The sequence below is a fragment of the Rhodococcus sp. NPDC057297 genome (assembly GCF_042667435.1).
GTDB lineage: Bacteria > Actinomycetota > Actinomycetes > Mycobacteriales > Mycobacteriaceae > Rhodococcoides.
Genome location: NZ_JBHUZE010000002.1, coordinates 463,164 through 476,067 on the forward strand (window position 1 = coordinate 463,164; position 12,904 = coordinate 476,067).

Here is a 12,904-nt window from a genome sequence, read left to right on the forward strand (position 1 = left end):
TGTGTACTCATCTCACCCCGGTCGCGGCGCTCGACTGCGAGCGCCGCAACCAGAGGGGTGGCCGGGCTAGTTCTTCGGTGCGGCTTGCTCGAGCAACCGCTGAATGTAGAGAGCGCGATGAACGTCCACGTCGTGCGACTTGCCGGACTTGACGACCTCGGCGAACTCCCGTCGAATGACGTTCGGCGCCTCGGGATCTCCGTCCTTGCCGACGAATTCACAAGAGAGCTCGCCCTGCTCGGTGTAGACCTTGACTCCGGCGACATCCTCGACCACAGGGCTGGTCAGTGACAGTTGCGCTTGGCTGATCACGCCGCCCTCGTGGGTGGCGGTGAGGATGTACCAACGCTTCAGGTCACCCTCGCCGCGGACCTCGACGATCGGACCGACTGCGGCGTCGAGAGTGTCGAGAACGTGTGGACCGAGATCGAGCAAGTTTCCTTTCTCGAGTCGCCACGGCGTTGCGAAAGTCCCGCCAGGCAGTGCTGCCTGGTTGATGTAGTAACCGATTGCTCCGATCGGAGTCTGCTCGCGAGCCTTGTCCAAGAATTCACGAATTTTCGGGCTGTATCGGTTGGTGAACATGACCTGGGTAGGTACGCCGGCTTCGTCGATTGCCTGTACCAGCTTTTCGGCCTCCGCTAGGTCGACACCGAGGGGCTTCTCCAACAGCATCGGCTTACCGGCGGCAGCGGCCTGCGCGGCGAGATCGGCCTGAATGAACGGGGGGACTGCGAACACCAGCGCGTCGACGGAGTCGAGGAGGTTCTCGAACGATGAAGCGACGGCGCCGCCGAATTCGTCGGCGATTTCCTGTGCCGCTTCAGGTCGGCGTGCCCACGTGGCGGTCAGTTCGGTCTCTGGGCCGCCGGTGATCATCGGTGCGTGGAAGATCTTTGCCCACGGGCCCGCGCCGACCAGGCCTACTCGTACTGCTGACATGATGGTAATACCTCTTTCTCGTGTTGCGGTGACGCTCTCTCACTGAAATGGACCGACCGGGTGGCCCCGGACGTCCGCGGACTCAATGCAGCTGCTCGGCTTGGGCTTCGCCTGTGGGGTCGGTTGTCGGGTTGTCGCCTTCGGCGCGGCCCAGGCGCGCGTACACCTGCGGACGATTGCGCTTGATGTACTGCGCGACAACACATCCGACGGCGAGGAAGGCGACGAGGACGAGCAGCATCCACAGGTTCTGGCCCGGCTCCCCGCCGACGAGCAGGTCGAAGCGGACGACTGCGAAGATAACCACGGTGCCGAGGATGACCAGGGCGATCAGGGGTGCGATCGCGACGCGCCACAGGCTTTCCCCCGCGGGACGGCCGGTGCGGGCGAAGTAGCGGAACACTGCGAAGCTCACCAGAGCCATCAAGGTGAGAACGCCTGCGGTGCCGATGCCGCTGCCGCCGCCGATGATCTGGTTCTCGTCGGGAATGGTCACGGCGGCCAGGATCAGCAGGATGCCGACGATGGTGGCGTTCACGGCCGAGGCGCGGTACGGCGACTTGTGCTGGGGGTGCACGGCGGCGAGGAATGGGGGAAGCGCTTGGTCGGCGCCCAAATTCTGTAGGTAGCGGGCCACGACGTTGTGGGTGGACAGTACAGCTGCCAGAGCTGAGGTCGCGACGAGCACCAGGGTGATATTGGCCAAGCTGGGGCTGACGTAGGTGGCCAAGGCTGTGTCGAACATCGACGTCGGTTCGGAGTTCGCACGATCTGCGGCGCCGGGACCGTAGGCGATGATGAGCGAGTAAGCCGAAAGGGCGTAGAAGCCACCGATCAAGATCACGGCCAAGTACGTAGCGCGCGGAACAGTCCTGCTGGGGTCACGGACCTCGTCGCGGTACAGCGCAGTGGCCTCGAAGCCGACGAAGTTGCCGAAGGCGAACAGCAGAGCGAGTCCGGTGCCGCTGTTGAAGAAGTTTGTGGGGTCCAGCGGTGCGGCGGACAGGCCGCTGTCGCCGCCCTTGGCGAGAACGAAGACGTTGAAGATTGCGACGAGGATGACTTCCAGGACCATGACTGCGCCGAGGAACTTAGCCGACAGCTCGATCTGGAAGTGACCAAGCACCGTGATCAACACCCAACCCGCAGCGGTACACGCCCACCACGGAATCGACGGGCCACCTAGTCCCTCGACCGACGAGGAGATCATGACGCCGGCGAAGGTGTAGATGCCGACGTTGAGCATCATGTACGAGACGGTGGCCAGGTATGCGCCGCCGACCCCGAAGGTCTTGCCCAAGCCGACGCTCATGTAGGCGTAGAACGCACCAGGCCTTTTGATGTGCCTGGTCATGGTGGTGTAACCGACTGCGAAGATCGCCAGACCGATTGTGGCGGCGACCCAGGCGAGGGGAGCAGATTCTCCGACGAAGCCGATCGCGAACGCGATGTAGCCGGAGACGGTGACGATTGGCGCCGAGAACGCGAGCACGCTCAAGACCAGCGACGTGGCGCCGAGGTTGCCCGACAGGCGCGTGGACGACCCGGTCGAACCGTCGGCGGCCGCCGGGGGGAGGTTGGAAGCTTTGGTCACGGTAAATCCCTTAGATGGAGGGGAATGAGTCTCTCGCTAGTTCTGTCGATTGTTGCGCAGGTCACTAAGCGATGGACACACGCTACCTAACGTTCGTAAGCTATGGAAGAGCAATCGGGATTTCTGTCACATGTTGTTTACGCGACTCAGTGAATCACACCTGGCTTACTAACGATAGTTAGGGTAGTGTGCGTCACATCGCACTGCTAGCAGTGCAGCCGCCATTCCTCCGCTGTCCAGGAGACTGCCATGTCGCTCGACCACGGTTCGACCGCCACCACCCTGTCGAACCTCGCCCCCAGCATCCCGGTGCCCGTCATGTCGCTATCGTCGGCTGTGGACCGTCCGGGTGCTACACCGCTCTTGCCCTGCGGCGATCATTACCGGATGTGCACGTCACGATTTTCGACGTGCGTCCGACGCCGTTCGGATTGCTCCGGTATGGGGTGGCACCCGATCACCAGGGTATGAAGAACGTCAGCCGGCAATTCGATCGGTTGTTCGGCGCCGAAAACGTACGTTTCGTCGGCAACGTCCGGGTGGGACAGGATCTGCCGTTCGCAACCCTGGAAGAGCATTTCGATGCAGTCGTGGTGGCGACCGGATTGGCTGTCGACCGCCCGCTTGCCGCGCCGACCGATGCCGGGGCGAACGTCGTCGGTGCCGGCCAGTTGCTCAGGCTCCTCAACGGCGACCCCGACAGCGTCCTACGCGATACGACCCCATCACCGCTCGGATCCGAGGTCTTGATCGTCGGAACCGGGAACGTCGCCATGGATGTCGCACGACTGTTGTGCAAATCCGACGAAGGATTCGACGGCTCGGACGTCGACGACGACGCGCGACAAGCGCTGGCAATCGACGCTATCGAACACCTGACTCTCCTCTCACGCGGCCCGAAGGAACGAGTGCGATGGGATGCGTCGATGTTCACCGAGCTGTGCGCCCTACCCGGAGTCACCGTCTACCTCGACGGAGAACTAGAACCACGATCCGCGCCGACGGATCAGCCCACCGACCGCACTGTACGAGTCGATGTGCGGTTCAAAGAGATCCCGACAGCCATCGACGCCGACGGGCAGGGCACGATCGTGCGCACCCGATTCAACGACGACCCCGCCGCCTCGGAACCGGATCGGCTGGGGGAGACGTTCACCCGTCACGTCGACACAGTGGTTACTGCCATGGGTTTCGTCGACGCAGCCAGCGACTTCGACCATGATGCCCACGACCGTGTGGTGAAGGTCGGCGGGTGCGAGAGCGGAGCTCTGGGAAACCTCGCCGAGAACCGCGCGCTGGCCAAGGTTGCTGCACAACAAGTTATTTCGCGCCTGGATCAGACCAACGACTCTCGTGACGGGTGGGAAGGCATCCGAGACGATCTGCCTACTACAGCGATCACTTTCGACGACTGGACGCAGATCGATCGCGCTGAGATCGAACGCGCACGTCCCGGCCGCGTACGCCGCAAGTTCACAGCCTGGTCGGACATGACCGACCACCTCGCCCGTTCCACCTAGTCATCGGTTGTCGAACCGGCAACCACTCTCGAGACAACAAACCCACCGAAGAAAGGACACCGCCGTGACTCTGGTTCACGTTTGGTACGGCACCGAATCCGGTAACGCCGAAATGGTCGGCGACGAAATCGTCGACGCACTCAAGAGCGCCGCCGTCGACGCGCAGCTGAGCGAACTCAGCGACCTCGAGGCCAGTGACGTCGCCGACACCCGCCTCGCCGTCGTCATCACCTCCACCTACGGCGAGGGCGGACTACCGGCCGGCTCCGAGCCGTTCTACGAGACCCTCGACACCGAACGGCCCGATCTGAGCGGACTGCGTTTCGCCGCATTCGGCCTCGGCGACAGTAGCTACGACAACTACAACAACGCCATCAAAACGCTCTCGTCGCTGCTCGTCGAACTCGGCGCAACACAGATCGGCAACACCGGCAAGCACGACGCCACCACCGGGCTGGATCCGGTGACGGTCGCCCGCGAATGGGCCGACAACGACGCCCTCCCGATCCTCATCCCTACATCGGAGCGCGCGGCGACCACCACCACCGAATTCCGAGCCGACCTCTTCCCGTGGGCTGACAAAGAATTTCAGAAGAACCCCCACCCGTGGTACGACAAGGCCCGCGAACTAGGCCCGGTCCACCAGACCGACGAGCGTACCTTCGTCGTCCTCGGCTACGAGGAGGCGATGAAGTTCGTCAAGGCCCCGAACATGAGCATCCGCGAACCGGGCTGGGTCGAGGAAAACCCGTGGTTGGCATTCGGGCACACCGTGCTCTCGCTCGATCCGCCGGAGCACACGCGTGCTCGCCGCCTGTTCTCTAAGTGGTTCACCCCCAAGTTGATCAAGCAGTGGGTCGAAGCTACCCGCACATCGATGAACGACATCCTCGCCGGCTACGAAGCGGGACAGACCATCGACGCGCATTACGACCTTGGCGTGCTGCCGACGCACACCACGATGGCGCAGGTCCTCGGGTTCCCCGACGGCGAGGTCGAGCCGCTGTTCTGGGCGCTGTGGAATGCCATGCTCATCCAAGCAACGGACCCGGCACCGGGCATCCGCGAGAAGTCCATCGAAAACCTCGACTACATGTTCAACACCACCGCAGCGTTGCTCGAGGAAAAGAAAGCCAACCCCGGCAACGGTCTCGCGGACGAGATGCTCGCCGCCGCCGCACGCGGTGAGGTCACCGACCGCGAGGTGCTGGAGAACATGGTGCTGTTCTACATGTCCGGCGCACCTAACCCTGCCTACCTCGTCGGCGCCGGCTTCGAGATCTTCGCCGAACGCCCCGACGTGCTCCGCGATTTCCGCGACAAGCCCGACACCCGCGAACGCATCGTCAACGAGATCGCACGTTTGAACCCAGTCGAGCTCCTGCTGACCCGTTTCCCGACCGAGGATGTCGAAATCGCGGGCACGATCATCCCGGCGACCTCGATGGTCAAGTTCCCGATCGGCGCGGTCAACCGCGATCCGGCCGTGTTCGCCAATCCCCACGAGTTCGACTACCACCGCCCGATCGAGACAAGTCGCAACTTGACCTTCGGGCTTGGAACGCACAGTTGCGCAGGGCAATTGATCGCCCGCGCCGAGATCGACGTCATCTTCACGATGATCGCCGAACGGTTCTCCACCGTCACGTTGGCTGAAGAGCCGAAGAGAGTGATCACCGACCGTCTCGTCGCGTACGACAAGATGCCGATCACACTCAGCTGATCGATCGATGTGGGCTGGGCGGATTTACGACAGCCCAGCCCACATCAGTTCTCCGAGCGCGACTTCGGAGCTTCTGGTTTCCACCCTCATCGACCTGACTGCAGCATTACCCGGTATGCCCAGCGAAGGATTTCCATGCCCCTCTATACCCAAGAATCTCCGAACCCGTCACATCAGCAGGCAGGACTCGATGTCGAGCAATTGTTGCGGCGCGTTCCCACCGGAGTCTTCGTCGGTGGAATCTGGCGAGACTCTTCCGATGCCAGCACCCTCGCGGTGGAAAATCCCGCTACTGGCCGGACGTTGGTCGACATCGCCTCTGCCACTGCGCGCGATGGCGCACTCGCGCTCGACGCAGCCACCGCCGCCGCCCGCGGTTGGGCACGCACCGCTCCACGCACACGGGCAGAAATCCTGCGCCGAGCATTCGAACTTCTCACCGAACGCGCCGAGGACTTCGCCACCCTCATCTCTCTCGAGATGGGCAAACCTCTCGCCCAGGCCCGAGGAGAGGTCACCTATGGTGCCGAATTCTTCCGCTGGTTCTCCGAGGAGGCGGTGCGCATCGACGGCCGTTGGGCCGTAGCTCCCGACGGCCGGACGCGTCTGCTGACCATGCGCCAGCCGGTCGGTCCCACTCTGATGATCACGCCGTGGAATTTCCCGCTCGCGATGGGAACCCGCAAGATCGGCCCCGCGATCGCAGCCGGATGCACCATGGTCATCAAGCCTGCCTCCCAGACACCCCTGACCATGCTCGCTCTCGCCGACCTACTTCGTGAAGCAGGCGTCCCCGCGGGTGTGCTGAACGTGATCCCCACCAAGACCAGCGGCGCGGTCATGACACCGTTGATCACCGATCCCCGGCTGCGGAAGCTCACCTTCACCGGGTCGACACCGGTGGGGAAGAATCTGATTCGGCAGTCCGCAGACCAGGTCCTGCGAGTGTCCATGGAACTCGGAGGCAACGCGCCGTTCCTGGTGTTCGATGACGCCGACCTCGATGCCGCCGTCGACGGCGCCATGCTCGCCAAGATGCGCAACATGGGCGAAGCATGCACCGCCGCGAACAGATTCTTCGTCCACGAATCGGTCGCAACGGAGTTCGCACGCCTGCTCGCAGACCGTATGAGCAAGGAGGTGCTCGGACCCGGCATCGACGACGGCGTCACAGTCGGACCGCTCATCGACGCAAAACAACGCGGCAAGGTCGCCGAACTCGTCGATGACGCCACCTCTCGCGGCGCCGACATCGCTACCGGCGGCACGGTCGTCGATGGGCCTGGTTACTTCTACACCCCGACCGTTCTGACCAATGTGCAACCCGGTAGCGCGGTGCTGCGAGAAGAAATTTTCGGACCGGTCGCACCGATCGCCACGTTCACCAACGAAGACGAAGCAATCGCACGCGCCAACGACACCGAATACGGTCTCGCCGCATACGCCTACACCTCGAGCACGAGCCGCACCATCCGGGTCAGCGAAGCACTCGATTTCGGCATGATCGGCATCAACCAAGGCATTATCTCGAACGCTGCAGCACCTTTCGGAGGAATGAAGCATTCTGGATTCGGCCGCGAGGGCGGGTATGAAGGAATCGACGAATACGTCGAAACCAAATATGTCGGGATCGATCCACAGGTCACTGCGGTGACGTCGCGGTGACCGCAACTCGGAATCGAGTGGAGTGTGCCGACCGTCCGTTGCTTGGGCGCTCGACCTGCGTGCGCTCCCCATCGACCGATCCTGCAGTGCGCCCGATACCATGAGCATGATGAGCGTTCAGAAGGCATCCATCTACCCGGAAGTCTCGTCGCCTACTGGGGGCGAGGAGTCTTTTCGCGCACGCGCGCTCGACGAGTTCAGCCGCCAATTCGATCCGACGCTGCGTGATGGGATGTCGCCGGCCAAGCGGCGTGTACTGGAAGCATTCCTGAACCTCTGTGTGCGCCACGGTATGGAATCGGTCAGCATGCGCACGCTCGCCAAAGAACTCGACATCAAAGCGCCCAGCATCTACACGCACTTTCCCGGTGGGCGGGACGAAATCATCACCGAATCACTGCGGTGGCACTTTCTTCAATTCAGCAGTGGTCTCGTCGACGCAGTCCTCGAGACGGGCGACGCATCCGAATTCTGGGACGCGATGGTGCGCTTTCACTTCATCCGTCAGGTCGAACTCCCCGAGAGCAACCTGTGGGATCTCATCGTGGCGACCGACCGGACCGCGCACGTACTTCCCACAGAGCTTAGTGAGCGCGTGAACTACTGGGTGGAGTTGTACGAATCGCTGTACATTGCTGCAGCTCACGACCTCGGAGTCGAGAACGCCGGTCGACGCGTCAAAATGGTCATGACGCTGCTCGAAGGCGCGACTCGCTGGTTCGACCTCGATACCAGCGCCGACTCCGTTGAAACGGGCGCTGAGCAAGCCCTATTGATCAGCCGGCAGATCCTCTCCTCGCCAGTAACTTAACCACCCACTGCCACGCACAAGACGTTTGTGACGTGGCGCGTACCCACCTCTAGCTAACGATCGTTCGTAAGCTACACCTGACTCTGCTGCCGCTGAATTACGACACCAACACATCAGGAGGAAACATGATCAAAGCCAAGAGAGCGTTCGACCATCTGGGAATGGCGGTACCGAACCTCGAGCAAGCCGTCGACTTCTTCGTCGACGCACTCGGTTTCGACGTCGTCATCACCGCAGGACCCTACGACGACTTCGGCTACATCTGGCCAGGGGACACCGGGCCAGAACCCGGCACACTGCGCCAAGCGAACCTGGTTCTCGGAGATTCGTTCAACCTCGAGCTACTCGAATACACCAACCGTTCAGCCGAGCTACCCAACGCGGCACCCAGGCCCGCGGACCCGGGTGGTTGGCACCTGTGCATGCATGTCGACGACATCGATGCTGCCAGTGCCGAACTGACCGCGCGGGCCGACACCGAGTCGATCTCGCCCGTCATCCGCGAACAGGACGACATGGACGGACTCAAGTGGGCGTACTTCCGCACCGATTGGGGCCTCGTCCTCGAATTGATCCAGTGGGCACCGGGGATGCCGTACGAGAAGGGAACCCCGCACCGCATGGCGTTGCCTCGCTGGGCACCAGCCTGATAGAGCCCTGAACTCGGCCATCGGCTACGACGCGATGACCGGAACTCTCCTCGAAGTGTCTCCGTCCTCCCCGGGTACGACGTCGAACACCACACCACAAAGGAACCATGTCATGGGAACTGCGCTTGCCCCGCACAGGCGACAACTTGTACGCGAGCGAACAGCGGTGTTCGGTGTGTTCGTGTCCTTCGGCCTCGTACTCGGTACATGGGCGGCCCACCTACCGTCGGTCAAGGGCACGATCGGAGCCTCGTCGTCGAGCATGGGAGTCATCCTGCTCGTTCTCGGTGTCGGCGCAGTTCTCGGCATGCAAGTGACGGGATATGCGGTCGACCGCTACGGCAGCGGACCCGTCGCGGTGATCGGCGCCGCAGTCATGTCCGTGGCCGTGATACCTCCGCTCGTTCTGACGACATGGCTGACCGTGGCAGTTGCTGCTCTCGTGCTCGGTTTCGCCGTGGGCATCAGTGAAGTCGGTATGAATGCTGCTGCGGTCGAGGTCGAACGCGACTACCAGCGGCCCATCATGGCCTCGTTCCACGGAATGTTCTCGGTCGGAAATGTGATCGGCGCACTCCTCGGCGCGGGAGCGTTCGCTCTGAACATCGGAGTGACCGCGACTGCAGTAGTCGTTGCTGCACTCTCCCTCGGGCTTACGGTCGCGGCAGCTCGGACCCTGTCTCGCCGACGCAACGCCCCGGTGCTGTCCGATGGCGACGACGATGTACCTGCACTGGGCGACACCGACCGTTCACCGCGCCAGCGGTGGCGGCTCATTCTCCTGGGAACGTTGGCGTTTCTGCTACTGCTGACCGAGGGGTCTGCGATGGATTGGAGCAGCCTGCATGCCCAACAACATCTCGGGGGGACCTCCAGCGCAGGCGCCCTGGCGTTGGCGTGTTTCGTCTCGGCGATGACGGTCGGCAGATTCACCGTCGATCGGGTCGCCGCAAGAGTCGGTCCTGTCGTAGTGCTTCGCGGTGGATCGGTGCTCGCCATGGCCGGGCTCGCGGTTGTCGTTCTGTCCCCGGTTCTGGCGCTCACATGTACTGGATGGGTGCTGCTCGGCCTCGGCCTGTCCGGCTGTGTCCCACAGGTATTCACCGCTACCGGCAACCTTCCCGGCGCCTCCGCAAAGGACCTCTCCCGAGTTGTCGGCGCCGGATATCTCGCGGTGCTCGCCGGGCCTGCTGTCGTCGGGTGGCTGGCCGACATCGTCGGGCTCAACAACGCCTTCGTTCTTCCGATCATCGCCATGGCGATCTGCCTCGGCGCCGCGAACGTACTGGCAGCAGCGAACAGTCCCACTGCTCGACGGTGATGACCGACATGTCGGACCAGGGCGCCGGCCACGCGCCACGCCGGTCCACGACGCGATGGAACACTGCCGCCGCACTGCTGAACCTCATTCATGGCACACCGGGCACCACACGCGCGTCCGCGACCAAAAATCTGGGGTTGACGACTGGAGCGGCAACGGACCTCCTGGCAACTATGCGCGCGGCGCGGCTGCTGGCTGAGATTCCGGTCGCCCAGGGACGGCGAGGACGTCCGACAGCCGAACTGCGCGCCCATCCGAACGGACCCGTCGCGGTACTGCTCGACCTGCAACCACGCGGATGCAGAATAGCGATCGCGAATATCGAGGGCGCACTCCACAATCCATTCGGCGACGGCGACAGCAGGTTCGAAATCTCCCTGCCCAAAGTAGCTGGCGCACTGACCGCGGCTGCGCAAACATACGGACCTCGCATCCGGATCGTCGTACTCTGCAACGATCGACGTTCAGGGCCGACGGCCGGTACTGAAGTTCGGTCGATCATCGACTGGATCCGATCGGATAACGGGCCTTTCAGGGCTGTCCAAGAGGACTTTTCGCTGATCGTCTGCAACAGAACAGAGCTCGAAGCACGTGCGGAAGCACGCAGCGTGGCCACAGGAGGCGTAGGCACTGTGCTTCACCTTGTCGTTGCCGACGGAGCGACCGGTGCGCTCGTCCGCGATGGCGAAGTGATCGACGCAAACGACCCCAGTGGATACGGACACCTTCCCTTCGGCAGATCCGACCACCTGTGTCAGTGCGGCGCACACGGATGCTGGGGCAGTTCCGTCGACGGATATGCTCTGGCCGAACTCTGCGGGGACTCTGTACCGGCGCAACCCGACGAATACGTGAACTACATTGCGGCCTCTCTGGTTTCGCGACGACACCGAGTCGACGCGAAGCGCGCCGCGTTCGAGTCTGTGACGACCATTCTAGGGAAATCCGTTGCTGCACTGGTCAACCTGCACAATCCCGCCGTCGTGACACTGGGCGGGACGGCACCAGTTCTGACCCGAACATGCCCGGAAGTGTTCACCCAGGCGTACAGCGACGGTCTCATGACGATCAGAAGGGACCCAGTGGTCGTGCCCGTCGTAGAGGCCAGCCGAGGATCGCAGAGCGCACTGTTCGGGGCAGCCGATGTGGCACTTGCACACCTACGCACCCCAGAAGCGTTGGAAGCATGGTGCAGACCCGCCAGCAGCCAACTCACCGATCGCTAGGAAACATCTTCCGAGACCGCTGCCACTTCCGAGCACTTCCTTCGACTTCGAAAAGGACACCACGATGAACGAACGTCTCGAGCTCGCCCGCGTGGATCTTCGCGGCCGAACTCCATCCACCGCCGAACTACGCGGCGCTCTCCCACGAGGCGGAGTGGATGTCGATGCGGTGCTGCATCATGTTCGCCCGGTCGTCGACGCGGTCCGTGACCGTGGTGTCGCGGCAGCGCTCGAGTACAGCGAGCAGTTCGACGGTATCCGCCCCGATCTGGTGCGTGTGCCGGGCGAGGCGCTGGTGAAGGCGCTCGACGAGCTCGATCCGGCGGTGCGCGACGCGCTGGAGGTGGCCATCGAACGCACGCGGAAAGTGCACGCGGATCAGCGTCGCACGGATACCACGACCGAGGTCGTTCCCGGTGGAACCGTGACCGAGCGGTGGGTGCCGGTCGAGCGTGTCGGGCTGTATGTGCCCGGCGGTAACGCCGTCTACCCGTCGTCGGTCGTCATGAACGTCGTGCCCGCGCAGACCGCAGGTGTGGGTTCGCTCGTCGTCGCATCGCCTCCGCAGGCGGAGTTCGGTGGTCTGCCGCACCCGACGATCCTGGCTGCAGCGCAGCTGCTCGGCGTGGACGAGGTGTGGGCTGTCGGCGGTGGTCAGGGTGTTGCGCTGTTGACCTACGGCGGAACCGACACCGACGGCGGCGAGCTCTCCCCGGTCGATCTGATCACCGGTCCGGGCAACATCTACGTCACCGCCGCGAAGCGGCTGTGCCGTGGCCTCGTCGGAATCGACGCCGAGGCCGGCCCGACCGAAATAGCCATCCTGGCCGACGCGTCGGCCGATGCGGTGCACGTAGCGGCCGACATGATCAGCCAGGCCGAGCACGACGTGATGGCGGCGAGCGTGCTGGTGACCACGAGCACCGAACTCGCGGACGCGGTCGACGCGGCGTTGACGGCCCAGCTGGAATACACCAAGCACGCCGAGCGTGTGACGACGGCGCTCTCCGGTGCGCAGTCGGGCATCGTGCTGGTCGACGACATCGACCAGGGTCTGCGCGTCGTCGACGCGTACGCGGCCGAGCACCTCGAGATCCAGACCGAGGACGCGTCTGCTGTGGCTGCGCGGGTGCGCAGTGCCGGTGCGGTGTTCGTAGGCGCCTGGTCCCCGGTGAGCCTCGGCGACTACTGTGCCGGATCCAATCACGTGTTGCCGACGGCCGGCTGCGCACGTCACTCGTCCGGTCTGAGCGTGCAGACGTTCCTGCGCGGCATCCACGTCGTCGACTACTCCGAAGCTGCGCTGAAAGATGTCGCCGGTCACGTGATCGCCCTCGCGAACGCCGAAGACCTGCCCGCTCACGGTGAAGCCGTTCGCCTGCGATTCGACCCTGCAAAGCTGTCGGCTGACCCGTCCGCCGAGTAAGACGTGTTCCGTGCCGCTCTGCTGTG

Annotated in this window: 10 protein-coding genes; 8 read left to right on the forward strand and 2 right to left on the reverse strand. The window is 63.4% G+C overall.

The features are described from left to right. Positions 1 to 66 precede the first annotated feature (66 nt). Positions 67 to 942: a Gfo/Idh/MocA family protein gene (locus tag ACFULT_RS08125; protein WP_378481157.1), complete on the reverse strand. Its 876-nt coding sequence runs from the start codon at positions 940 to 942 to the stop codon at positions 67 to 69. An 82-nt stretch (positions 943 to 1,024) separates the two neighbouring features. Continuing rightward, the gene (locus ACFULT_RS08130; RefSeq protein ID WP_378481158.1) at positions 1,025 to 2,536 is read right to left on the reverse strand and encodes an APC family permease; all 1,512 of its coding nucleotides are present in this window, start codon (positions 2,534 to 2,536) and stop codon (positions 1,025 to 1,027) included. Between the two features lie 212 nt (positions 2,537 to 2,748). On the opposite strand from ACFULT_RS08130, the gene ACFULT_RS08135 reads away from it, so the two are divergent. The 8 genes from ACFULT_RS08135 (at position 2,749) to hisD (ending at position 12,878) form a co-directional block, all read left to right on the forward strand. Further along, positions 2,749 to 4,056 carry an FAD-dependent oxidoreductase gene (locus ACFULT_RS08135; protein WP_378481159.1) on the forward strand — a complete coding sequence of 436 codons (1,308 nt, stop codon included), beginning with the start codon at positions 2,749 to 2,751 and terminating at the stop codon, positions 4,054 to 4,056. A 64-nt stretch (positions 4,057 to 4,120) separates the two neighbouring features. Next, the gene (locus ACFULT_RS08140; protein ID WP_378481160.1) at positions 4,121 to 5,779 is read left to right on the forward strand and encodes a cytochrome P450; all 1,659 of its coding nucleotides are present in this window, start codon (positions 4,121 to 4,123) and stop codon (positions 5,777 to 5,779) included. Between the two features lie 135 nt (positions 5,780 to 5,914). After that, positions 5,915 to 7,444, forward strand: a complete 1,530-nt coding sequence (locus ACFULT_RS08145) for an NAD-dependent succinate-semialdehyde dehydrogenase (RefSeq protein WP_378481161.1) — start codon at positions 5,915 to 5,917, stop codon at positions 7,442 to 7,444. A 109-nt stretch (positions 7,445 to 7,553) separates the two neighbouring features. After that, the gene (locus tag ACFULT_RS08150) at positions 7,554 to 8,255 is read left to right on the forward strand and encodes a TetR/AcrR family transcriptional regulator (RefSeq protein ID WP_378481162.1); all 702 of its coding nucleotides are present in this window, start codon (positions 7,554 to 7,556) and stop codon (positions 8,253 to 8,255) included. Positions 8,256 to 8,380: 125 nt separating this feature from the next. Continuing rightward, on the forward strand, positions 8,381 to 8,905 hold the full coding sequence (locus ACFULT_RS08155; RefSeq protein ID WP_378481163.1) for a VOC family protein: 525 nt from the start codon (positions 8,381 to 8,383) through the stop codon (positions 8,903 to 8,905). A gap of 112 nt (positions 8,906 to 9,017) precedes the next feature. After that, on the forward strand, positions 9,018 to 10,226 hold the full coding sequence (locus tag ACFULT_RS08160; protein ID WP_378481164.1) for an MFS transporter: 1,209 nt from the start codon (positions 9,018 to 9,020) through the stop codon (positions 10,224 to 10,226). Continuing rightward, positions 10,226 to 11,452, forward strand: coding sequence for an ROK family protein (locus tag ACFULT_RS08165; RefSeq protein WP_378481165.1), 1,227 nt, complete (start codon positions 10,226 to 10,228; stop codon positions 11,450 to 11,452). Before ACFULT_RS08160 ends, ACFULT_RS08165 begins: the two co-directional genes overlap by 1 nt. Before the next feature lie 64 nt (positions 11,453 to 11,516). Further along, positions 11,517 to 12,878: a histidinol dehydrogenase gene (gene hisD / locus ACFULT_RS08170; RefSeq protein ID WP_378481166.1), complete on the forward strand. Its 1,362-nt coding sequence runs from the start codon at positions 11,517 to 11,519 to the stop codon at positions 12,876 to 12,878. The last annotated feature ends 26 nt before the right edge of the window (positions 12,879 to 12,904 follow it).